This is a genomic window from Actinoallomurus bryophytorum (assembly GCF_006716425.1).
Classification (GTDB): Bacteria; Actinomycetota; Actinomycetes; order Streptosporangiales; family Streptosporangiaceae; genus Actinoallomurus; species Actinoallomurus bryophytorum.
On sequence record NZ_VFOZ01000001.1, the window covers coordinates 1,343,993 to 1,366,303 of the forward strand.

Here is a 22,311-nt window from a genome sequence, read left to right on the forward strand (position 1 = left end):
TGGGAGGCGCCGCATGTCCGAACAGAACCACCGCGTCGAGCATGACTCCATGGGAGACGTCCGTCTCCCGTCGTGGGCGAAGTGGCAGGCACAGACGCAGCGGGCGGTGGAGAACTTCCCCATCTCCGGGCAGCGGCTGGACCGCGCGCAGATCGCCGCCCTCGCCGGCATCAAGGCGGTGGCGGCCCGGGTCAACGCGGAGCTCGGCGTGCTGGACAAGGACATGGCGGACGCGATCGAGAAGGCCGCGCTGGCCGTCGCGGGCGGTGAGTACGACGAGCACTTCCCGGTCGATGTGTTCCAGACGGGTTCCGGCACCTCCTCGAACATGAACGCCAACGAGGTCATCGCGACGCTCGCGCAGGAGCGGCTCGGCCGGCCGGTCCACCCGAACGACCACGTCAACGCCTCGCAGTCCTCCAATGATGTGTTCCCCAGCTCCATCCACACCGCGGCGACGGGCCTGGTGGTCAACGAGCTGGTCCCCGCGCTGCGACGCCTCGAAGGCGCGCTGAACCGCAAGGCCGTGGAGTTCGCACCCGTCGTCAAGTCGGGGCGTACGCACCTGATGGACGCCACGCCGGTCACGCTCGGCCAGGAGTTCGGCGGCTACGCCGCGCAGGTCAAGTACGGGGTGGAGCGGCTGAGCTCCGTCCTGCCGCGCCTCGGCGAGCTGCCGCTGGGCGGCACCGCCGTGGGCACCGGCCTCAACGCGCCCGAGGGCTTCGCCGGACGCGTCATCGCCGAGCTCGGCTGCGAGACCGGCCTGCCGCTGAGGGAGGCGCGTAACCACTTCGAGGCCCAGGGCGCGCGCGACGCCCTCGTGGAGACCAGCGGGGCCCTGCGCACCATCGCCACCGGCCTCGTCAAGATCGCGAACGATCTCCGGCTGATGAACTCCGGCCCGCGTGCGGGCCTGAGCGAGATCCGCCTTCCCGAGCTCCAGCCCGGCTCCTCGATCATGCCGGGCAAGGTCAACCCGGTCATTCCCGAGGCCGTGTGCCAGGTCGCCGCGCAGGTGATCGGCAATGACGCGGCCATCGCGTTCGGCGGCACGGCGGGCAACTTCGAGCTCAACGTGATGATGCCGATGATGGCGCGCAACCTCCTGGAGTCGCTGCGGCTGCTGTCCAACGTCGCGCGGGTCTTCGCCGATCGCTGTGTCGACGGGATCGAGGCGAACGTCCGCCGTCTCCAGGAGTACGCCGAGTCCTCACCCTCCATCGTCACGCCGCTGACCCGCTACATCGGCTACGAGGAGGCGGCGGCCGTCGCCAAGCAGTCCCTGGCCGAGCGCAAGACCATCCGGCAGGTCGTCCTGGACCGCGGATACGTCGACGACGGGAAGCTGACGCTCGCCGAGCTCGACGCGGCGCTCGACCTCCTGGCCATGGCCCACCCCGGCGGTTCCTGACCTCCACGACGGCCGGGAAAGCACCGGGTGGCGGCAAAGAGACGGTAAGCCGCCGGCACGGATCCACGTAGGTTCGGTGTCGGCCCGAGCGCGGCACGGAACGTGTCAGGGCGTGGCGGCGGGTCGTGCCGGTGGGTGCGGCCCGCCGCAGTCACCCCACATGGCGGCATACGCGCCATCGTCCGGCGCTGAGAGCGGTCCAGGCGGGGCGGCCCGCGCGGGGGCGGATCGGCGTCCCGGCCGACGAGAGAGCGGCTGTGCATCGGCGTCTGGCAGGGATCGTCTCGTGCGGCACGGCCGGCGTGATCGGCTGCGCCGTCATGGGCTTGGGACCGCAGGCGATGTCGGCCGGACGCGGTCCCGTGGATCCGCGCGACCCGACTGCGACGGTGCGGAACAAGGTGCTCGCGGTGGCCCTGCTGACCGCGTACGGCTGGTCGGACCGGCAGTGGAGATGCCTGGACCGCCTGTGGACGCGCGAGAGCAGCTGGAACCATCTCGCCCGCAACCGCTGGTCGGGCGCGTACGGGATCCCGCAGGCGCTGCCCGCTTCCAAGATGTCCAGTGCCGGCACCGACTGGCGTACCAGCGCGGCCACCCAGATCAGGTGGGGCCTGGGCTACATCGGCAGGAGATATCACACGCCCTGTGCCGCGTTGGGCCACTCGGCGGCGATGGGCTGGTACTGACCCCGCCCCGGCCGGTCAGCGTGAGCGGTACCGCGCCAGGCGGTGCAGCGGCGAGCGGTGCCCGGCGGCCTTGTCATGCCGGGCCTGGACGATCCGTGACGCGGCCGTGCTCGGCGACGCCGCGCGGACCGGGGCCGCCACCGCGAGACCGACGGCGACCCCGAGGCCGGCCACGATGGCGGCCACCTTGGATAGAGCGAGACTACGAGTGGTGTTGCGGACCACGATCAACCTTCTCGTCGGCCGAGGCGGGGGGCGCGCGGCGGTCGGTCTGTCAGGTGCGGCCCGGCGGGGTCCGGGCCGCCCGTCAGTACCAGCCCGTGGACTGGGAGTGCGCCCAGGCGCCGCACGGGGTGCTGTAGCGGTCCTTGATGTAGCCGTAGCCCCACTTGATCTGCGTGGTGGCGTTGTCCTGCCAGTCGGGCCCGGCGCTGGCCATCTTCGAGCCCGGCTTGGCCTGCGGGATCCCGTAGGCGCCGGACGGGTTCGAAGCGTGGACGTTCCAGCCGCTCTCGCGGTTGAACAGGCTGACCACGCAGCCGAACTGCGAGCTCGGCCACCCATAGCTGGACAACAGCGACTTGGCGATGCGCTGTGCCTCACTGGCCGGAACGGGGTTGCCCGCGCCGGGGGGGCTGGGCTTCTTGGTCGGCGGCGGTGTGCCCTTGCTCATGAGCTTCGGACGGGACACCTGGTCGCGCGCCGCGCGGGAGGCGACCTTCTTCAGCAGCTTCTGGCGCTTGTCCTCGGCGTCCTTGCGCTGCGCGTCGGTGAGCGGCGCGGGCGCCTGGACCTGGGCCTGCAGCGGACGGCTGGCGTCGGTCTTGTCGCTGGAGGAACCGCTGCCGGTCACGGCCCAGGCCACGCCACCGCCGCCGACCACGGCGACGGCCGCGGCGACCGCGGCGAACCGGATCAGCCTCTTGTTGGAGGTGTGCGGCTTGCGGCGGATGTCCTCGAAGTCCAGGGGCGCGGAGGGGTCGACTCCGTCGGCCGGCGGCATGGCCGAGGTCGCACCCATCCCGTACGGGTCCGCGTCGTACGGACCGGCGCCGTAGGGGCCGCCCGCGCCGTACGCGGGGCCCGGCTCGGGAGCGGCGCCCAGGTCGTAGGCGGCCGTCGCGCCGGCGTCCTGCGGGCCGGGGCCAGGCCCGCCCACGTCGTACGAGGCCGCGTCGCGCGCGGTCGTCTCGTACGTGTCGTACGCACCCGTCTCCTGCCCCCCGGGGGCGTACGGGCCGCCAGGCTGGGCGATGTTGGGCGTACCCGCGACCTTGATGTCGTCGGTCGGCACCGGACCCGTGACGTGACCGGTCTCCCAGGGAGTCCCGAGAGGTCCCGCGCCATCTTGTCGATCGTCTCGTCCGGGGGACCTGAATTGGTCTCCGTACAAGGCGGTCCTTCCGACGGTCGCACGCGCATGGACGCACGTACGAATGTCCTCACTCCGGCATCAGCACAGCCACGGCAGGCGCGGCAGATTCGATTCCTGAGTGGGGCAGGCCCTCCGTATGACGGCGTACGAGGGGGGACCGTACGTCCGGGACTGGGGGCTGTCCCACGGGAGTGCTTACGGCGCCCAACACTGCACGAAGGTGGGGGGGACCCCGCAACCGGAATGACGTGACTGATCTCACGTCGAATCGCGCCACATGGGGAACAGGGGGCTAAATCCACCCCGGGAACAGGTGTTTCTCAGGTTGCGCGTTCACACTGTGACTTTGGTCACAGTGTCACGGGAAAAGGTCGCACGGCTCCGGTGCGTGACGAGAACCCCTCGGCGGCGGGGTGCGCCGAGGGGCTCCGGCCGTTGGGTCAGACGCCGACGTCGCCGAGTGTGTCCGTGACGAGCGCGGCGATCGGCGAGCGTTCGGACCTGGTCAGCGTGACGTGCGCGAACAGAGGATGGCCCTTGAGCTTCTCGACCACGGCGACCACGCCGTCGTGCCGTCCGACCCGCAGGTTGTCACGCTGTGCGATGTCGTGGGTGAGGACGACGCGCGACCCGGAGCCGATCCGGGACAGCACGGTGAGGAGCACGCCGCGTTCGAGGGACTGCGCCTCGTCGACGATCACGAATGAGTCGTGCAGAGAGCGGCCGCGGATGTGGGTCAGCGGCAGCACCTCGAGCATCCCCCGGTCGAGGATCTCGTCGATGACGTCCGGAGTCGTGAGCGCGGACAGCGTGTCGTAGACGGCCTGCCCCCACGGAGACATCTTCTCGTTCTCGGTACCGGGCAGGTAGCCGAGCTCCTGGCCGCCGACGGCGTACAGAGGGCGGAAGACCACGACCTTGCGGTGCTGGCGGCGTTCGAGCACCGCTTCGAGGCCGGCGCACAGGGCCAGCGCGGACTTGCCGGTGCCCGCACGGCCGCCGAGGGAGACGATGCCGACGTCCTCGTCGGTCAGCAGGTCCAGGGCGATCCGCTGCTCGGCCGACCGGCCGTGGAGACCGAACACCTCACGGTCGCCGCGGACCAGGCGCACGGACTTGTCGGGCAGGACCCTGCCGAGGGCGGACCCTCCCGAGGAGAGCAGCCGCAGCCCGGTATGGGTGAGCAGGTCCCGTGCCTCTTCCAGATCGAGCCGGCCGGAGTCGTAGAGCTCCTCCAACCGCTCGGCGCCCACCTCGAGCTCGGTCATCCCGGTGTGCCCGGTCTCGATGACGCCCTCGGCGCGGTATTCCTCCGCGGTCAACCCCACCGACGCGGCCTTGACCCGCAGCGGCAGGTCCTTGGACACGAGAACGACGTCATGCCCTTCCTGGGACAACGACAAGGCCACGGACAGGATCCGCGTGTCGTTGTCGCCGAGCCGGAACCCGGCGGGGAGCACGGACGGATCGCTGTGGTTGAGCTCGACCCGGACCGTCCCGCCCTGGTCGCCGATGGGCAGCGGCTCGTCGAGACGGCCGTGCGCGACCCGGAGGTCATCGAGCGTACGCAGAGCGTTGCGGGCGAAATAACCCAGCTCAGGGTGGTGACGCTTGGCCTCGAGCTCGGTTATCACGACGATCGGGAGTACGACCTCGTGCTCGGCGAACCGGGTCAGCGCACCCGGGTCGGCCAGCAGGACACTGGTGTCGAGGACGTACGTGCGCCGGGTGGCGGCTGATCTGGCCACTCGTTCTCCTTCGGACGCCTGACCAGGCGGGCCGCCTGAGAAGGCGTCCTTTCCTCGGGGGGACCTGGTTCGACGCTACGGCCGACTGCCCGCCCGGGAACAGAGGCATGCCGATAAGTAACCCGGACGTAACGGGCCGTTCGGCGGAGCCTCTCAGGTGGTTCAGAAGCCGTAGCGGCGATTTCTCGCGGCGTAGGCGCGAATCGCCCGCAGGAAGTCCACCTTGCGGAAGTCAGGCCAGAAGGCCTCGCAGAAGTAGAACTCCGAGTGGGCGCTCTGCCAGAGCATGAAGCCGGAAAGCCGTTGCTCCCCCGACGTGCGGATGACGAGATCCGGGTCGGGCTGGCCGCGAGTGTAGAGATGCTCGGCAATGTGCTCAACGTCGAGGACCTCGGCAAGCTCCTCGATGCTGGTGCCCCTGCTGGCTTGCTCGTGCAGGAGTGAGCGCACCGCATCAGCGATCTCACGTCTACCTCCATACCCAACCGCGACGTTCACAATCAGCCCAGGAGAGTCAGATGTGCTCTCTCCCGCGTGCTTCAGCACACGTGCGGTCTTATCGGGCAGAAGGTCCAGCGCCCCGACCGGTTTGACGCACCATCCCTGCTCGGCGAGGTCCTCCACGGTGTTCTCGATGATCGCCAGCAGAGGCTCCAGCTCGGCGGCGGGGCGCGTGAGGTTGTCGGTGGACAGCAGCCACAGCGTGACGACCTCCACGCCCGTCTCCTGCGACCACTGGAGCAGCTCGGAGATCTTGTCGGCGCCGCGCTGGTGGCCCTTGTTGATGTCGGCGATCCCCATGGACCGCGCCCATCGGCGGTTGCCGTCGAGGATCACACCGATATGGCGCGGGTTCGCATCGGGACTCAGCCTCGTCTCAAGCCGTCGTTCGTACAGCTTGTAGACCAGGTCCCGCAAGCCCATCTGCCCGCACCCTCTTCTTTTTCGGCTGTGTCAGTAGTCGATTATCGCGCGCGTCGATGGATGCGGGGTCCGTACGGGTGAACTCGCGAAGACGCGAAGGTGGTCGGCTCCTGTCCGCGACGCACCGCTGACCAGCGGTGCCGGACAGTGAGAATGCGCGGGCCCACCCAGGCGATCGGGTGGGCCGCGAAACCTCAGCGAATCGACTTGACGATCGCGTCGTCCAGACCGCGGAACGAGGTGAGGTACTCACGCCGCTCGGTCTTCATCCGCTCGACCATCGCCTTGTACTCGTCGAGCCGGCCCTGACGCTCATAGAGCCTCTTGGGCTGGAGGATCTCGATGTCGTCGACGCCGGGCAGGGAAGAGGCGATCTCGTAGCCGAAGTCGGGGTCCTGCTCCCACTCGATGGTGTCCTCGACGATGGCCTGCACGATCGCGGACGAGTGCGGGATCTTGACCTTCTTGCCACGCTCGTCGCCGTCCCCGCCACCGACGCGGCCGGTGTTGAGCACGAAGACCTTCATCTCGTGGCCGTCGAGCAGGTCGAGCATGCGGTTGCCCATGTCGGCCATGTCGCGCGGGAAGAACGGGTTGGTGCCGGGTACGCGGAGGAACTTGCCCTCCTCGTCCTTGCCGCCGGCGCTGGTGCCCGTGGTCTCACCGAGCATGAAGTACGCCGCGGCCTGCTCCCGGTCCAGCCGTGCGACACCGGGGACGATGTTCTCGTTGCGGTTGAGGATGAGCAGGAACTCCGCAGGCTCGACCTGGTCGGCCGGCCAAGGGTCGACGTACTTGAACGGCCAGGTGGTGCGGCCGTTCTTGGTGTAGGAGGTGTCGAAGAAGTCGACCTTCCCGTGCTCGTCTACGGAGACGTTCTCCAGGTAGGCGTCCGGCTTGGTCGTCGCACGGTAGATCGTCGGCTCGAACTCCGGGTCGAGCCCGAAGGTCTTGGCGAAGCAGCCGTTCTCCGTGCTGTAGACCCGCCCCTCGGGCATGAGCGCGATGAAGTCGTCCTGCACCGGCTTGCTGCCGAGCTGAGTGGTGAAAGTCGTCGTGGTCTTGCCCGTACCGGACAGGCCGACGATCAGCACGGTCTTGTTCTCGCCGCCCGTCGGAATGACCTTGCAGCCGGCGTGCAGCGAAAGGCCACCACGCTCATAAACGATGTTGTTCCACATTCGCAGGCCGCCTTTTTTGGACTCGCCGAAGTAGTCCGAATTGAAGACGCGCGTGATGTTGGAATTGAGGTCGACCGCGATGAGGCGGTCGTTCGGGTAGCCCTCCATCGGCAGGTTCGGCGTGTAGACGACCGTGGTGTCCGGCTCCCACGTGCCCGGGTCGTACTCCTCGCCCACCGGGTAGTAGAGCTGCTGCTGCATCCCCGCGATGTTGGCGTTGGACGCCTCGATGACGAGCCGTGCCCGGGTGCGGAACTCCGGGTCGCTTCCGATGTAGCCGTCGACGACGACCACGTGCTCGTGCGCGAGGTAGGCCTCCTGCACGTCGGCGACGCGGTCGTACTCCGCACGCGTGATGGTCTGCTTGGTCGTGTTGGTCGAGTCCTCGGCGATGAAGGTCGACTTGGAGCTCCGACTGTCGACTCTGGCCTTCACCACGACGTTGGCGAACTCCGTGACCGACGAGTTGGGCATCTTCTCGGTGAGTTCACGTAGTCGCTCAGGACCGGGGTTCCACTCAACGGAACCGGCCTTCACTTCGTACGCCACGATCGCTCCTTCAAGCAGGGACACCCCCTCGGCTGAATAACCAGGGGTTTTTCCGAGTGTACCCGGAGGAACGATTTATAACATGACTCGGATGCAATAGCGAGCACCCTTCCGAGTCATTGGTTTAGACCTTTGGATTAGACCTTTGGATTAGACCTCTTCGCCATTATCCATTGCCTCGTCTGTGTTACTCATACCTGGGGCCCGGCGGCCCGTGCCCGCTCCACGTGCTGCAGCGCGTCGCGCAGCTCACCGAGCCAGTCGTCGGCGTTCTTGCCGACGAGGCGCACACACCAGGCCAGGGCGTCGCTGCGGCTGCGCGCCACACCCGCCTCGACGAGCGTGTCGAGCACCCTGCGCTCCGACTGCCGCAGCCGCGTCATCACCGGCACCGACAACTGGGTGAACATCGCCGTCTCGCCACCGCACTCGACACCCCAGGAGACCTTGCGGCCGAACCGGTGCTCGGCCTCACGGGCGATCTCGATGCGCTGCTCTCGCGTGTCCTCACGGAACCGCTGTACGTGTCCGGCGATCGCACCGGAGCGCTCCGCGGCCGAGGCGTCCTCGGCGATTCCGGGCTCGGCGAGCGTGCCGATCACGCTGACCTCCTCGCGGTCGAGCACGACCTGGGGTGCTCCGTCGAACCAGGAGTCGGGGAGCCGGCCGGTAAACCAGCCACGCAGCTTTTCGAGGCCATCGTTCGTAGTCATGTAATCATAATTACACACTATCTCCGTTGCGACCACACATCCCTCCGGGTTGACAGCTTCTGCTTTTTGGTAGTTACTGTCATAAAAGTTGCGACTCTCAAACAGGAGATACGGTCATGAAGTCATTCGGCCCGCGGCGATGGTGGGTGCTGGGCGCCCTCGTCGTCATCCTGCTCGCGGTCAGCCTCGACCTGACCGCCCTCAACGTGGCCCTGCCGACCCTGTCCACGCAGCTGCACGCGAGCACGGGCGCGCTGCAGTGGATCGTGGCCTCGTACACGCTCGTCTCGGCGACCCTGCTGATCCCGGCCGGCCTGCTCGGCGACCGCTACGGCCGCAAGAAGGTGCTGCTCGGCGGCATCACGATCTTCCTGGTCGCGTCGGTGCTGGCCACCTACGTCTCGAGCCCGGCCGGACTCATCGCGGCACGCACCCTCATGGGGATCGGCTCGGCGATCATCACACCGCTCGCGATGTCGGTGATGCTGGTCGTCTTCCCCAAGGAGGAGCAGCCGAAGGCCCTCGCGGCGTGGGCCGCGGCGTCCTTCCTCGGCCTGCCGCTCGGTCCGATCATCGGCGGCTACCTGCTCGACCACTTCTGGTGGGGCTCGATCTTCTTCATCAACATCCCGGTCTCGGCCGTCGCACTGCTGCTCGGCCTCGTCCTGATCCCGGAGTCACGCTCGGCGGCCGCGCCCCGGCCCGACTACGCGGGGCTGCTCCTGTCCACCTTCGGTCTGGTGGCGCTGGTCTACGGCGCGATCCAGCAGGAGGAGTACGGCTGGGGCGACGCGCGCGTCTGGGGTGTCATGGCCGCGGGCGCCGTCTTGGTGGCCGCGTTCGTCGCCTGGACCCGGCGCGCCGCACGGCCACTGATCGACCTGAGCCTCTTCCGCGACCGCCGCTTCACCGGCGGCGCCGTGCCCGCGACGCTGCTCACCTTCGCGCTGTTCGGCGTGCTGTTCGTTACCCCGCAGTACTTCCAGGGTGTCCTCGGCGCCGACGCGCTCGGCTCCGGCATGCGGCTGCTCCCCCTGATCGGCGGGCTGCTCGTCACCTCCAGGCTCAGCCCGCGTCTCGTCACGCGGTACGGCGCGGCCCTCCCGATCGCGGGCGGCGGGATCATCATCGCCGCCGGGATGGTCATGGGCGCCTTCACCACCGCGGACAACGGCTATGCCATGGCCGCGGTCTGGCTGACGATCGCGGGCCTGGGCATGGGGCTCATGCTGCCCTCCTCGATGACCGCGGCGATGGGCGCCCTGCCCGCCGATCGCGCCGGTGTGGGCTCCGCCGTCCTCATGACGGTACGCATGGTAGGCGGGGCGTTCGGCGCGGCCGTGCTCGGCAGCCTTCTCTCCTCCGGTTACCGGAGCCATGTGGACGTCGCGGGCCTGTCCCCGGCGGCGGCCGACGAGGCCGGCGACAAGGTCGGTGGCGGTCTCGCGGTCGCCGGCCGGTTGCACGATCCCGGCCTGCTGCGGTCGGCCCGCTCGGCGTTCGTGCACGGCATGGACCTCACACTCTTCACCGGGGCGGGCATCATGGTGCTCGCCGCGCTGCTCGCACTGATCCTTCTTCCGCGGCACCGTACGCCGGAGGACACCGTTGACGGACAATCGACACATGAGTACGCCTCCGCTTGACCACCCGCTCGGGGAAAAGCTCGGCCTGCGTGAACGCAAGAAGCTGAGGACGCGCCGGTCCATCCAGGAGCACGCGCTCCGGCTCTTCCGCGAGCAGGGCTACGACGCCACGACGGTCGAGCAGATCGCCGAGGCGGCGGAGGTGTCCCCGAGCACGTTCTTCCGCTACTACCCCACCAAAGAGGACACGGTCCTCACCGATGAGTACGACCCCCTGATCCTGGACACGTTGCGCGCGCAGCCGCCGGGGCTCTCCCCGGCGGCTGCCATCCGCGAGACGTTCCGCGAGATCATCGGGGCGATGCTCGCCGACGACCGAGAGCGCGTCCTCGATCGGAGCCGCCTGCTGCTGAGGGTGAGCGCGCTGCGGGCCCGGCAGTGGGACCAGATGCGGGAGTCGCAGAACCTGATCATCGACGTCCTCGCCGAACGGCTGGGGCGCTCGACGGCGGACCTGGAGCTCCGGTTGTTCGTGGCCGCGACCCTGGCGGTCTGGGAGACCGCCGGCATGGCGTGGGTGGAGGACGACGGCAAGGGCGATCTGCTGGAGATGCTCGACCGGGGCATGGCGTCCCTGGCCGCCGGCTTTCCCCTGTGAATCTCAGGCGCCGCCGGCCTTCTGGGCGGCAAGCTGCGGGTTGACCCGGATCGCGCCCCAGAAGTTGGTCATGTAGACCGTCTGGATCTGCACGTCGGTGCCGGTGTGCGGAGCGACCACCATCTTGTTGTTGCCCAGGTAGATGGCGATGTGCGAGACACCGTTGAAGGTCGGGTCGTTCTTCCACGTCAGCAGGTCGCCCGGCTGCGCCTTGCTGTACGGGAGCCGCCAGCCGGTGAACGCCTGGATGTCGGCGGTGCGCGGCATCTTGATGCCGGCGCGCGCGAAGGCCCACTGCACGAGCCCGGAGCAGTCGTAGCCGCCCTCACGGTCGGACTCCCCGCCCCAGACGTACGGCATGCCGATCTTGGACTCGGCCGCCCGTATCGCGGTGTTGACCTCGGGCGCGGTCATGACCCTGCCGGTGGCCGAGGAGGGTGCGCCGCCCGGCGTGGTCGTGCCGTCGTAACGCGACTCCAGCGCCGCGGTCTTGACGCCGTGTGGCAGGACCTGGGCGAGCGCCTTGCGCAGCTTGGTGACGTTGGTGTGCGGAGCACTGACGAGCAGCGCGTTGCCGGACGGCATGCCGATGGCGTGCGCCGTGGTGTGCGAGACCACCGCGTCGACCTGGCCGATGCCCATCGTGGCGTACGCGCCGACGCGCACGGCGGTCTTGTGCTCCGTGCCGCCGATCTGGGTCCACGACGCCAGTGGGACGCCGCCGTCCTTGCCCATGGTGAACGAGATGGCGACGTCGCCGCCGGAGATGTTGCGCCACAGCGCGTCGGACTTGGCGCTGGCCTCGGGCGTGTACGCGCGGAAGGTGGACGGCTCGACACCCATCACGCCGACGCGCTTGCCGGCGACGAGCGCGCGGGCCGCGTCGACGACCTCGACGGACTTGACGCCCTTCACGTGCCGGGCCGCCTCGACGCTGGCCGCGGGAATGGTCTGTGCCGAAGCCGCGAGGACGTGCGGTATGACCGCCTTGCGCAGTGGCGACACCGCGCTCGGCGCGTAGCCGGTCGTCTCGGCGGCGGCGACAAGGCGCTCCGCGCCCTGTGTCGCCGGGCTCGCGCCCTGGTCGCGGACCATCACGACCGCGATATCCGCGACGACCGTGGTGACCAGCGAAATGCCAATGACCGTCGGCAACATGCGGCGGCGGCTCGGCCAGCGCACAGCACCCCTCCTCGTCCCCGCTGCGTCGTACGACTATGGCCCAACGGCGCACCGGTCGTCCAGATACCCGTGCACCCTAGGGGTCATTCACGACCGCCCGGCCGCGTTACGCGGTCGGGCACCCGTCCTTGAGGTAACACCGCGATAACTCAAAGATCAAGGCCGGTCTGCCCCAATGTTGACAGAATTTCCAATGAGCCGCGCACCCGTACGGGACACTCGTGCGCGTACCGGCCGTGAAACGTCAGGTCAGCCTGCGGTCAGCTCGGCCTTGAGCGCGTCGACGGCGGTGACCGGCATCCGGCAGGCGAAATCGCGGCAGACGTACGCCGCGGGCACTCCGTCGACCGGAATGCGCCCCTCCATGAGCGGCACTCCAGTGCCGGTCGCCACGACGGCGGGCACCGGGCTCAGCAGCGCGGCGCGATGCAGCTCCCGTGTGCGGGGGTCGTCGGCCGGTCCGGCCACGGCCACCTCCAGTGGCCCGGCGAGACGCGCCTCCGCGACCGCCAGGCCCCAGCCGGCGAAACGCGCGTGGCGCTCGGCCAGCGGCACCACCGGGCGCAGAGCGGCGACGGCGGCCTCGCGGTGCCGCGCCGACCCGGTGAGTGCGGCGTAGGACAGCAGGGCGCCGGCCGCGGCGAACTGCCCGGACGGCGTCGCGTTGTCGGTGGGGTCCTGCGGGCGCTTCCAGAGCCGCTCGGCGTCGTCGGCGGTGTCGAAGAACCCGCCCCGGCCGTCGGCGAACCGCTCCAGCACGACGTCGAGCAGCTCACCCGCGAAGTCCGCGTGCGCGGCCTCACCGGTCACGCCGTAGAGCGCGATGAGACCCTCGGCCAGGTCGGCGTAGTCCTCCAGCACGCCCGCGTTGCCACCGGCCGTACCCTCGCGTGAGGTGCGCAGCAGCCGCCCGTCGCGCCAGTGGATGCCGCGGAGCAGGCCCGTCGCGGCATCGGCGGCCGCGACGAGATCGGGCCGGTCGAAGTACGCGCCGCACTCGGCGAGGGCGGCGATGGCCAGGCCGTTCCAGGCGGCGACAACCTTGTCGTCGCGGCCGGGGGGAACGCGCCGCGTACGTGCCTCCAGCAGTGCCGTGCGCACCCGCGCGTGACGGCCCTCGTCGGCCGGCGGCCGCAGGAGCTGCAGAACCGACGTGCCGTGCTCGAAGGTGCCGGTGACCTCGAACAGCTCCGCGGCGTACGCGCCGTCCTCGGCCCCGAGGACCTCGGTGAGCTGGTCGGGCGTCCAGACGTAGTAGGCGCCTTCCTCGTGGTCTCCGGCGGGCGTCTCGCTGTCGGCGTCGAGGGCGCTCGCGAAGCCGCCCTGCGCGGTCCGCAGGTCGGCCAGCATCCAGTCGCAGGTCTCCAGCGCGACGCGGCGGGCCGTCTCCGATCCGGTGAGCCGCCACCAGTGGGCATAGGCGCGTGCCAGCAGCGCGTTGTCGTAGAGCATCTTCTCAAAGTGGGGCACGACCCAGCCGTCGTCGACGGAGTAGCGGGCGAAGCCGCCGCCGAGCTGGTCGTAGATGCCGCCGCGGGCCATCGCGCCGAGTGTGCCCTCCGCCATCCTCAAGCCGTCTCCGCCGCCCGTGCGCGCGGCGTACCGGAGCAGGAACTCCAGCGCCATCGACGGCGGGAACTTCGGCGAGGTGCCGAACCCGCCGCGCTCGTGGTCGTAGGTCGCGGCGAGGGCCTGTACGGCCGCGGCCTGGACGTCGGCGGTGGGAGCGTCCTCGCCGCCGAGGGAGACCGTCCCGCCCAGCGCGTCGACGACCTTCTGTCCCTGGGCGACGACGTCGTCGCGCTTTTCGTGCCAGGTCTGGGAGATCGCCTGGAGGAGCTGCCGGAAGTGCGGCCTCGGGAAGTAGGTGCCGCAGTAGAACGGCTCGCCGGACGGGGTCATGAACACGGTCATCGGCCAGCCGCCCTGGCCGGTCATCGCCTGGGTGGCCTCCATGTAGACCGCGTCGACGTCCGGGCGCTCCTCGCGGTCCACCTTGACGCTGACGAACAGGTCGTTCATCAGCCCCGCGGTCTCCTGGTCCTCGAAGGACTCGTGGGCCATGACATGGCACCAGTGGCAGGCGCTGTAACCGACGGAGAGCAGGATCGGGACGTCCCTGCGACGGGCCTCCTCGAAGGCGTCATCACCCCAGGGGAACCAGTGCACCGGGTTCCCGGCATGCTGCAGCAGGTACGGACTGGTGGCGTCCTTCAACCGGTTCATCGGATCTCCGGGGGGATTCGGTGGATGTCCGCCGCTGTGCCGGGCGTTTGCCTGTCGGGTGTCGCGCGTCGGGCGCGCCCGTACTTCCCACCGTAGTGCGCGTCGGGGACGGTTCGGCGGGACCTCACGCCCGGGGCCCTGCGCAATTGCCGACCGCGATTCCGCAGCGCAGGCCGGTTCGGCGAACTAATCTATGCAGAAGACTCATCACGGTCGGAGTGTGGATAGTGGATCTGATTTCGGTCTCGGCGTTGGTCTCGCTCCTGTCGAAGATCTTCAACAGCACCACCGAGAAGGCCGGCGAGCAGTTGTGGGAGTCGCTGAGCTCGGTCGTGCGGCGCCTCTTCGGCCGCCGGAGCACTTCCGTGGAGGCGGTGAAACGCCTCGGCGAGCGGCCGGGTGACGCCGACTCGATCAGGGCCCTGGCCCAGGCGCTGGTGGACGACTCCGCCCGCGACCCGCAGGCCGCCGCGCAGCTGCGCCACTGGCTGGCCGGCGCCGAACAGATCATCGCGACCAACGGACACGTCACGAACACGGTCCATGGCGAGGTGCGCGGCAACATCCTCCAGGCGCGCGACATCCACGGCAACATCACCTTCTGAGGTTCGGCTCTGAGTCTCCCGTCACTCCGGGTTCTCATCGGCCCCGTGGTCCTGGCCACCGCGCGCGCCCTTCGGGTGCACCGGACGCCAAGCGTTGCGGAACCTTTCAGGTGTGTCGGAGGCAGGACCCAGGATGGTGGGACAGCATCCGGCTCCATGCGAATCCTCCAAGGCGGTGTGCTGCTGGCATCGGCCACCGCGCTGCTCTTCTCCGCGGCCTGCGGATCTTCCGGCGGCAAGGCCTCGGGCTCGCCGTCCGCCTCGGCGGCCGCGTCGGGCGGCTTCGCCGCGTACGCCGCCTGCCTGCGACAGCACGGCGTGAACATTCCCACCGCCCGTCCGTCCGGGCGCCCGTCGGGCGGTGCCGGCGGCGGCTTCTTCGGTGGCGGTGGCGGAGCCGGCGGCGGCGCGAACCAGCAGGCGCGTCAGGCCTGCCAGTCGCTGGCGCCGCAGGGCGGCCGCGGCGGCCGCGGGATGCAGGAGACGCAGGCGTTCCGCAGCTGCCTGTCCGACCACGGCGTGAAGCTGCCGACCCCCACCCCCGGCGCGAATCGCACTCCGGGCGCGCAGCGTTCTCCGGGCGCCCACCGCACCCCGGGCGCGGGAGGGTTCGGCCGCTTCGACACGTCGGATCCGAAGGTCGCCAAGGCCATGAAGATCTGCCGGCCACTGCTGCCGACGATGTCACCACGCCCGTCGCCTAGCTGACGACCCGGTAGGACACCCGCGCGGGCTCTCCTCCCCCGCGCGGGCCCCTCCGCCGCGCGGCCTCCCTCACCGCGCGGCGCTCTCCACCAGCGCCGCGCCCTGCTCGAACGGGACGCGCAGCACGCTCGCGGGCCAGGCACGGCCACACGCGAAGGATGCAGGTGCCGCCCGCCGCCCGGATGTCCGAGCGCGTACGAGACGACACGCGCCTCGCGGGTTGACCGCGCGCACGGAAGGTGTCTCTCAGGCCGACGGAACAGCGTCGCCCGGCCGGGAGGGCCTGCCCCGATGGTGCGGGTACGTTCGCGCCGTCCGGGGATGCTCGCGTAGCCGGCACCGGATCGCCACTGCCGAGCCGGGCGGCGCTGTCCACGTCCCGTCTGCCAACGCGGTACTTCGCGCTGCGGCCGCGCCTCGACCAGCCTCCGTCGAGCGCGGCGGACGGCCGGGCGTAGCCGTCGAGCGGTGCGGCCGTCCCTCCGGCCCAGTGATCCACAGCGGAACCGCTGGGACGTCACGCGCGACGTGCACTGCGGAGAACCGCCCCCGCCATGACGCCACCACCGCGTGAACGCGGAAGCGACACCAACAGCCCAGATCCCGGCAGTGCGGGTATCGCCTCGGCGCACGGCGTCGTCATCAGCCGACGCTCACGGCCCGGCCGTCGTCGAGCCGGCCCGCCGCACCGACGGCTACGCCCGCGCATCGGGCCGGGCGAGCCGACCGCGATCAGTAAAAGAGGCCACCGCGGCCCGCTCGCGGCCGTCGACCCGGCGCGGTCCGGCGGCCGCCCTCCCGCCGCCGGACCCGCCCGAAATCCACCCGTCACCAGGAGGATCACCCCCATCGCCCGGCCGCCGCCCGTCGTGGAGCGGCCCGGTGGCCGGGGTCAGCCGCCCTGGTTCACGCTGGTCGCCGTGACGGTGCCGTCCTGGCCGGCGCTGCCCTGCACCGTGACCGGTGAGCCGGCCTTGAGCGCCTTGGTGGTCGACTTCTTCGCGATGGTGACCTTCGTGGATCCGGTGGTCTTCACGCGGACGATCCCGCTGGGGGTCTGGACGTAGATCGTGCTGCCGTCCACGAGCTTGACCGTGCCCGACGTACCGCCACCGCCGCCGGCGCCGCCTCCCTGGCCCGAGCCGCGGCCCGCCGCCTGACCGGCACCCTGTCCCCCGCCCTGCCCGCCGCCGAAGCCTCCTCCACCCCCCTGCGCACCTCGTCGTGCCGCGAACTGGTTGATCAGGGCGGCCGGGTCGGGCGACTTGGTCTTCCCCCAGTGCCGGTCTGCCTGTACGCCGCCGACGAAACCCCCGACGAGGAGTACCGCCACGCCGAGCAGGACCGTCACCGACGGCGGTCGCCGGCGTGGCCGTGGTTCGGTCGCGAGCTGTTCGGCCAGGTCGCCCTCGAACGGCGAGGAGTTCAGCACGTCCTCGCTCGACGTGTCGAGGTCCTCGCGTGGCGCGTCAGTCGTCTTGCGCCGGGTTCCACTCAACGGTCGGCTCCTATTCATGGCGGAGGGCTTCGATGGGCCGGAGCTTGGCCGCGCGGTTGGCCGGATAGCTGCCGAAGAACAGGCCGATCGCGATGGAGACCCCTAGGGCCAGCGCGATCGAGCTCGGGACGATGACCGGCTGCACTCCCACGACCTTGAACTCGCTGCCGATCACACCGGCGGCCACGCCGAGCAGCCCGCCCAGCAGGCTGAGCACGGTGGCCTCGACGAGGAACTGGCCGAGGATGGCGCCTCGCGGCGCTCCGATCGCCTTGCGGATACCGATCTCGCGGGTTCGCTCGGTGACGGTCACCAACATGATGTTGGTGATCCCGATGCCGCCGACCAGCAGGCTGATCGCGGCCACCGCGCCGAGCAGCACGGTGAACGTCTTGCCGCTACTGCTGATCGCCGACTGCAGGGTCGCCTGGTTGAGAATCTGGAAGTCGGCCGTGTTTCCCCCCGTGATGCCGTGCCGCTGGTTCAGGATGTCGGTGACCTCCGACTGCGCGGCGTCGACGGACTTGGGCGTCTTGGCCTGCACGACGATCTGGTTGAGCGCCCCGTACCCGGTCAGGCTCTCCTGTACGGCCGGCAGGGGCGCGATCGCGACGTCGTCGGCGTCCTGGAAACCCGACGAGCCCTTCGTCTTCAGCACCCCGACGACGGTGAAGTTCACGCCGTTGACCATGACCTGCTTGCCGATCGAGTCGACCGTGCCGAACAGGTCCTCGTTGACGGTCTGCCCGATCACGACGACCTTGCGGTCGTTCAGCACGTCGTCGTTGGTGAAGTAGGTGCCGTGCTCGACGGGGTCGTTGGACGCCTCGAAGTAGGTGGGATACGTCCCGACGAACTGCTGGATCGCATGACTCGTCCCCGCGTACGTCGCGTTGGCGGCCGAGGCGTTCACCACCGGCGACACGCTCTTGACCGAGGGCGCCGCCGCCGCGTCGGCCATGGCGCGCGCGTCGTCGACGGTCAGGTCGCGTGCCTGCGTACGCGGCCCGGTCTGCTGCTGGGCCCCGGCACCGCCGGCGCCCCCTCCGAACGCTCGCGCGAAGCCGCCACCGCCACCGCCACGTCCTCCGCCTCTCGACGTGGACGGCGTCACGGTCAGGGTGTTCGTGCCGAGCCGTTCGATGTTCTTCTGCACCTGCTTGGACGAGCCGTTGCCGACCGCGACCAGCAGGATCACCGCGCCGACCCCGATCAGGATGCCGAGCGTCGTCAGACCGCTGCGAAGCTTGTTGGCGGCAAGGCCGCGCAACGCGAACCTGAGCACCTCTGTTCTCATCGGAGACCCACCAGTCCGGGCGGCAGGTCGTCCACGTGCGAGCGGCGCCGGTCGTCGACGATGCGACCGTCGACGAGGCGGATCACCCGCTTGGCGTGCCGTGCCACGTCGTTCTCGTGGGTGATGAGGACGATCGTTCGGCCGGCCGCGCTGAGGCCGTCCAGGACCTCCAGAACGTCCTCGGTCGATCGGGTGTCCAGGTTGCCGGTGGGCTCGTCGGCGAGGAGCAGCGCGGGTGCCGTGACGAGTGCGCGTGCGACGGCGACGCGTTGCTGCTGACCGCCGGACAGCTCGTTCGGCTCGTGCTCGACCCGGTCGGCCAGCCCCACCCGGTCGAGCGCGGCGAGCGCGCGGCGCCTCCGCTCGGCCGGTTTCACTCCCCCGTACGCCAGCGGGAGCTCCACGTTGGCGAGTGCGCTCATCCTGGGGATCAGGTTGAACGACTGGAACACGAAGCCGATCTTGCGGTTGCGCACGATCGCCAGCCGGCGGTCGTCCAGCGTGCCCACGTCGGTGCCGTCCAGCAGGTACCGGCCGGTGCTGGGCACGTCGAGGCAGCCGAGGATGTTCATCAGCGTCGACTTGCCCGAACCGGAGGCTCCCATGATCGCGACGTAGTCGCCCTGCTCGACGGCGATCGAGACGCCGCGCAGCGCGTGGACCGCGGTGTCACCGTCGCCGTACACCTTGGTCACTTCGCGAACGTCGAGGACGGTCATCAGCGGCCTCCGCCACGACCGGCGCCGCCGCCTAGGCCGCCGCCGAGACCGCCACCGCCGCCGGCACCGGGGAACCGGCCGGCCGGGAAGCCGGTGCCGCCCGTCCCGGTGCCCGTGCTGGCGATGAGGACCTGGTCGCCCTCGTTGAGCCCGGACTTGATCTCGGTGCCCTGGTCGCCCTGGGTCCCGGTCTGCACGATCTTGGTGACCTGCTTGCCGGCGGACAGGACCGTCACGGAGCTCTGCCCCCCGGCCGTCCGTACGGCCGCGGTCGGCACGTACAGAACGTTCTCGGCGCTTGCCGTGGTGACCTGGACGGTCGCGGTGGCGCCGATGCGAAGGCCCTTCGGCGGGTCGGTGAGCGTGACCGTGACGCCGTACTGCACCACGTTGTTGGTGGTCGTCGAGGTCTGGTCGATCGCGGTGACCTTGCCCGAGGCCCGGGTCCCCTGCATCGCGTCGAAGGTCACCGACGCCTGCTGCCCCTTCTTGACCTTCGCGACGTCGGACTCGGTGAACTCGCCCTTGATGGCCAGCTTCGTGGTGTCGGCGATCGTGATGAAGCCGCTGCCGGTGCTGCCGCTGGAGGCGCTGGAGGACGTCGTCGACGAGCCGCCACCGCCGGCCGCGCCGCCCGTACCCGTGGAACCGGTGCTGCCGCTGGACGTACTCGAACCGCCCGATCCGCTGGACGAGCCGCCGACCGAACCGTTGACCGCGACGATCGTGCCGCTGAAGGGTGCCTTGAGCTCGGTGCCGTCCAGCGAACGCTGCGCGCTGTCGCGGGCGGCCTTGGCCTGTACGTAGCTGGAGTATCCCGACGGCGTCGAGGTGTCGCCGGCCTCGGCGGCGCTGAGGGCCGCCTGCGCGGATTGAAGGGCGTCCTGCGCGCTCGCGTCGTCGAGCGTGGCGAGGAGCCGTCCCTTCTTCACCTTGTCGCCGACCTGGACTTTGATCGTGTCGACGGTGCCGCTGGCACCGAAGGCGAGGTCACGGGAGTTCGCGCTGGCCACCGAGCCGGAGGCCGAGACCGACGACACGATGTTGCCGCGGCTCACCCGCACTATGCGACCGGGCGAGGACGCGCCCGCGTCGTCATGCAACGACAGGTACGCGACGCCGACGCCGGCGACGAGAAGAAGGGCCAGGGCGCCGTTGATCCACAGGCGCCGGCGACGGAGTAGGGCTTTCACCCGCTACAGGGTTGTGGACCTGGCTGGGGTGAACCTGATGCACTCCTGAAAGATTCCTGCGTGCCGTAGCGGACCATATGCCCGATTCGCGGCCGGGCAGCCGTCCCTCAGGAAACTCTCAGGCCAGACTCGGGTCACCGTCACTTTCGGCGACCAGGATTTCTGCCCGTGAACCGCCCGACCCTACGCGATCTCCGCAAACCCCCCTGGCTGGCCGCTGGCGTGGTCGTCGTACTGGCGAGCGGGCTGGTGGCCGTGGGCGACTCGCCCGCGCACGGGACGACGCAGGCGACCGTACTGCGGGGCGACGTCACCGCCACCGCGGGCGCCGCGGGGACCGTACAGAGCGCCGACACGCGCGACCTGGTCTTCGGTACGTCCGGGACGGTGACCAAGATCGACGTCGCACCCGGCGACAAGGTACGGGCCGGTGCGGTCCTCGCACGCCTGGACGACGCCGACGCCAGGGAACAGGTCGACGTCGCGAAGGCGGCTCTCTCCGCGGCCGACGACACCTACGGCAAGGCACAGGAGGGAATCTGCGGCGGCCCCGGTGGCGGAGCGGGTGGAGCAGGGGGAACGGCCGGTGCCGAGCCCGCCGCTTACGCGTCCGGACCGGTACGCGGCCGTAGGCCGACCACCCGGCCGACTCCGAGCCCGACGCCCACCCCCACGAAGACCTCCCCCACCCCGAAGCCGACGCCGAGGCCGACCTCGAAGCCCACGCCGAGGCCCAACAGCCCCAGTCCGACGCCCACGAAGAAGCCCACCTCCAAGCCGACGCACTCACCCACCGGTCATCCGAGACCGACGGGCCACCCGAAACCGACCGGGCAGCCCGGACAGGGCCACGGATCCTCCGGCCACGCGTCCGGCGGCGGAGCGGGCCGGAGCGGAGGCGGCCGAGGCGGAGGCGGCGGCCGGGGCGGCGGCAGCGCGTGCAAGGTCAACTCGGTGGCGCTCGCCGCGGCGAGCGTGACCCAGGCCGAGGTCAAGGAACGCGATGCCGAGCGCACCCTGTCCGCGACCAAGCTCACCGCGCCGATGGACGGCACCATCCTGTCCGTGGACGGCACGGTCGGCGGGCAGGTGGCGGGCCAGGGCAAGACAGGGTTCATCACCCTCGGCGACCTGGACGACCTACAGGTCCAGGCGATGTTCCCCCTGGGCGAGGTCAACCAGCTGAAACTCGGCCAACCTGCCACGATCGGTCTCGGCATGCTCGCCGGCCACACCTACCGCGGCACGGTCGCCCGCATCGACCCGGCGGCCACGACCAGCGGCAGCCGCGCGCTGTTCGGTGTGATGGTCTCCCTGGACGAGGAACCGCCCGCGGGCCTGCGGACCGGGATGAGCGCGACCGTCGAGGTGGTGACCGCGCAGACGGAGAGCACGCTGTACGTCCCGGTCGGAGCCGTCCACCCGAAGTCCGACGGCACCGCCACGGTCCTGGTCCGCCGCGACGGCCGGACGACGGTCCGCACCGTACGCACCGGAGTACGCGGCGACCGGTACATCGCGATCGCCTCCGGCCTGACCGCCGGCGACCACGTCGTACTGCCGACCGGCACCGGTACGGACGGCTTCCCGAGCGACGCCTTCCCCGGCACCTGAGGACCGCGAAGTCTCCCTGCGGCGCCCCGGCACGAGAGATCTCCCGACCGCGCTGGCGGCGTTGGGGCGCAACAGGGGGTGAGGCTGGCCGACCCCGGGACCTGTCTCGAGGTCCTCGGTCGGGGCCCGCGCCGTCGTGGAGCCGCTCCGTCCTGAAGCTGCCCTGTCGTGGAGCTGCCCTGTCGTGGAACCGCGCCGTCGTGGAACCCCACCCGTCGTGGAACCCCACCCGTCGTGGAACCCCACCCGTCGTGGAACCCCACCCGTCGTGGAACCCCACCCGTCGTGGAACCCCACCCGTCGTGGAACCCCACCCGTCGTGGAACCCACCCGTCGTGGAACCCACCCGCCCGGGGGTGCCATCCCACTCACATTGTCCAGCCGGAACAGCCTCAGGCGAAAGTAGAGCGGGGTTCTGTGGATAACCCCGTGCGG

19 protein-coding genes are annotated in these 22,311 nt (G+C 70.2%); 7 read left to right on the plus strand and 12 right to left on the minus strand.

Going from position 1 to position 22,311, the window contains the following annotated elements:
* Window positions 1–13: 13 nt before the first annotated feature.
* Together FB559_RS06380 and FB559_RS06385 are read left to right on the plus strand one after the other, a co-directional pair.
* Window positions 14–1,414 (plus strand): class II fumarate hydratase, encoded by a 1,401-nt coding sequence (locus FB559_RS06380; RefSeq protein ID WP_141954274.1) that lies wholly within the window; start codon window positions 14–16, stop codon window positions 1,412–1,414.
* Between the two features lie 257 nt (window positions 1,415–1,671).
* Entirely contained in the window at window positions 1,672–2,103 is a 432-nt protein-coding gene (locus tag FB559_RS06385) for an aggregation-promoting factor C-terminal-like domain-containing protein (protein ID WP_141954276.1), read from the plus strand.
* A gap of 15 nt (window positions 2,104–2,118) precedes the next feature.
* On the opposite strand, the gene FB559_RS06390 is transcribed toward FB559_RS06385, so the two are convergent.
* The 6 genes from FB559_RS06390 to FB559_RS06415 all read right to left on the minus strand — a co-directional run bounded on the left by FB559_RS06390 (window position 2,119) and on the right by FB559_RS06415 (window position 8,593).
* Window positions 2,119–2,328: a hypothetical protein gene (locus FB559_RS06390; RefSeq protein ID WP_141954278.1), complete on the minus strand. Its 210-nt coding sequence runs from the start codon at window positions 2,326–2,328 to the stop codon at window positions 2,119–2,121.
* An 82-nt stretch (window positions 2,329–2,410) separates the two neighbouring features.
* On the minus strand, window positions 2,411–3,397 hold the full coding sequence (locus FB559_RS43675) for an aggregation-promoting factor C-terminal-like domain-containing protein (protein ID WP_185792063.1): 987 nt from the start codon (window positions 3,395–3,397) through the stop codon (window positions 2,411–2,413).
* A 521-nt stretch (window positions 3,398–3,918) separates the two neighbouring features.
* Window positions 3,919–5,226, minus strand: a complete 1,308-nt coding sequence (phoH2, locus tag FB559_RS06400; RefSeq protein ID WP_141954281.1) for an RNA 5'-3' helicase PhoH2 — start codon at window positions 5,224–5,226, stop codon at window positions 3,919–3,921.
* 162 nt (window positions 5,227–5,388) lie between these two features.
* On the minus strand, window positions 5,389–6,150 hold the full coding sequence (locus FB559_RS06405) for an isoprenyl transferase (protein ID WP_141954283.1): 762 nt from the start codon (window positions 6,148–6,150) through the stop codon (window positions 5,389–5,391).
* 194 nt (window positions 6,151–6,344) lie between these two features.
* Window positions 6,345–7,880 (minus strand): phosphoenolpyruvate carboxykinase, encoded by a 1,536-nt coding sequence (locus tag FB559_RS06410; protein WP_185792064.1) that lies wholly within the window; start codon window positions 7,878–7,880, stop codon window positions 6,345–6,347.
* Between the two features lie 191 nt (window positions 7,881–8,071).
* Window positions 8,072–8,593, minus strand: a complete 522-nt coding sequence (locus FB559_RS06415) for a hypothetical protein (protein ID WP_141954287.1) — start codon at window positions 8,591–8,593, stop codon at window positions 8,072–8,074.
* A gap of 116 nt (window positions 8,594–8,709) precedes the next feature.
* Between FB559_RS06415 and FB559_RS06420 the strand changes: the two genes are divergently transcribed.
* Both FB559_RS06420 and FB559_RS06425 read left to right on the plus strand, forming a co-directional pair.
* Window positions 8,710–10,239, plus strand: a complete 1,530-nt coding sequence (locus tag FB559_RS06420) for an MFS transporter (RefSeq protein ID WP_141954289.1) — start codon at window positions 8,710–8,712, stop codon at window positions 10,237–10,239.
* Complete coding sequence (locus FB559_RS06425; RefSeq protein ID WP_141954290.1) at window positions 10,220–10,837, plus strand: acyl-CoA-like ligand-binding transcription factor; 618 nt, start codon at window positions 10,220–10,222, stop codon at window positions 10,835–10,837. Before FB559_RS06420 ends, FB559_RS06425 begins: the two co-directional genes overlap by 20 nt.
* Window positions 10,838–10,840: 3 nt before the next feature.
* Here FB559_RS06425 and FB559_RS06430 read toward each other — a convergent pair whose 3' ends face one another.
* Both FB559_RS06430 and FB559_RS06435 read right to left on the minus strand, forming a co-directional pair.
* On the minus strand, window positions 10,841–12,019 hold the full coding sequence (locus tag FB559_RS06430) for a C40 family peptidase (RefSeq protein WP_141954292.1): 1,179 nt from the start codon (window positions 12,017–12,019) through the stop codon (window positions 10,841–10,843).
* Window positions 12,020–12,268: 249 nt separating this feature from the next.
* Window positions 12,269–14,245 carry a thioredoxin domain-containing protein gene (locus FB559_RS06435; protein WP_141954294.1) on the minus strand — a complete coding sequence of 659 codons (1,977 nt, stop codon included), beginning with the start codon at window positions 14,243–14,245 and terminating at the stop codon, window positions 12,269–12,271.
* Window positions 14,246–14,472: 227 nt separating this feature from the next.
* On the opposite strand from FB559_RS06435, the gene FB559_RS06440 reads away from it, so the two are divergent.
* Together FB559_RS06440 and FB559_RS06445 are read left to right on the plus strand one after the other, a co-directional pair.
* The gene (locus tag FB559_RS06440) at window positions 14,473–14,850 is read left to right on the plus strand and encodes a hypothetical protein (protein ID WP_141954296.1); all 378 of its coding nucleotides are present in this window, start codon (window positions 14,473–14,475) and stop codon (window positions 14,848–14,850) included.
* A 156-nt stretch (window positions 14,851–15,006) separates the two neighbouring features.
* Window positions 15,007–15,558, plus strand: coding sequence for a hypothetical protein (locus FB559_RS06445; protein ID WP_141954306.1), 552 nt, complete (start codon window positions 15,007–15,009; stop codon window positions 15,556–15,558).
* Between the two features lie 889 nt (window positions 15,559–16,447).
* Here the strand turns inward: FB559_RS06445 and FB559_RS06450 are convergent.
* Genes FB559_RS06450 through FB559_RS06465 form a run of 4 tightly spaced genes read right to left on the minus strand, consistent with a single transcriptional unit; the run spans window position 16,448 to window position 20,262 of the window.
* Window positions 16,448–17,053: a DUF5666 domain-containing protein gene (locus FB559_RS06450; protein ID WP_141954308.1), complete on the minus strand. Its 606-nt coding sequence runs from the start codon at window positions 17,051–17,053 to the stop codon at window positions 16,448–16,450.
* A gap of 10 nt (window positions 17,054–17,063) precedes the next feature.
* Window positions 17,064–18,350 carry an ABC transporter permease gene (locus FB559_RS06455; RefSeq protein ID WP_141954310.1) on the minus strand — a complete coding sequence of 429 codons (1,287 nt, stop codon included), beginning with the start codon at window positions 18,348–18,350 and terminating at the stop codon, window positions 17,064–17,066.
* A complete protein-coding gene (locus tag FB559_RS06460) occupies window positions 18,347–19,069 on the minus strand; it encodes an ABC transporter ATP-binding protein (protein ID WP_141954312.1) in 723 nt (240 codons plus the stop codon). The genes FB559_RS06455 and FB559_RS06460 overlap by 4 nt, the downstream gene beginning before the upstream one ends.
* On the minus strand, window positions 19,069–20,262 hold the full coding sequence (locus FB559_RS06465) for an efflux RND transporter periplasmic adaptor subunit (protein WP_141954314.1): 1,194 nt from the start codon (window positions 20,260–20,262) through the stop codon (window positions 19,069–19,071). Before FB559_RS06465 ends, FB559_RS06460 begins: the two co-directional genes overlap by 1 nt.
* A 168-nt stretch (window positions 20,263–20,430) precedes the next feature.
* On the opposite strand from FB559_RS06465, the gene FB559_RS06470 reads away from it, so the two are divergent.
* On the plus strand, window positions 20,431–21,876 hold the full coding sequence (locus FB559_RS06470; RefSeq protein WP_141954316.1) for an efflux RND transporter periplasmic adaptor subunit: 1,446 nt from the start codon (window positions 20,431–20,433) through the stop codon (window positions 21,874–21,876).
* Window positions 21,877–22,311: the final 435 nt, after the last annotated feature.

Coding starts and splice junctions, on each gene's coding strand:
- FB559_RS06380 (WP_141954274.1), top strand. CDS start 14: ATGTCCGAACAGAACCACCGCGTCGAGCATGACTCCATGGGAGACGTC.
- FB559_RS06405 (WP_141954283.1), bottom strand. CDS start 6,150: ATGGGCTTGCGGGACCTGGTCTACAAGCTGTACGAACGACGGCTTGAG.
- FB559_RS06415 (WP_141954287.1), bottom strand. CDS start 8,593: ATGACTACGAACGATGGCCTCGAAAAGCTGCGTGGCTGGTTTACCGGC.
- FB559_RS06420 (WP_141954289.1), top strand. CDS start 8,710: ATGAAGTCATTCGGCCCGCGGCGATGGTGGGTGCTGGGCGCCCTCGTC.
- FB559_RS06425 (WP_141954290.1), top strand. CDS start 10,220: ATGAGTACGCCTCCGCTTGACCACCCGCTCGGGGAAAAGCTCGGCCTG.
- FB559_RS06435 (WP_141954294.1), bottom strand. CDS start 14,245: ATGAACCGGTTGAAGGACGCCACCAGTCCGTACCTGCTGCAGCATGCC.
- FB559_RS06445 (WP_141954306.1), top strand. CDS start 15,007: ATGCGAATCCTCCAAGGCGGTGTGCTGCTGGCATCGGCCACCGCGCTG.
- FB559_RS06455 (WP_141954310.1), bottom strand. CDS start 18,350: ATGAGAACAGAGGTGCTCAGGTTCGCGTTGCGCGGCCTTGCCGCCAAC.
- FB559_RS06460 (WP_141954312.1), bottom strand. CDS start 19,069: ATGACCGTCCTCGACGTTCGCGAAGTGACCAAGGTGTACGGCGACGGT.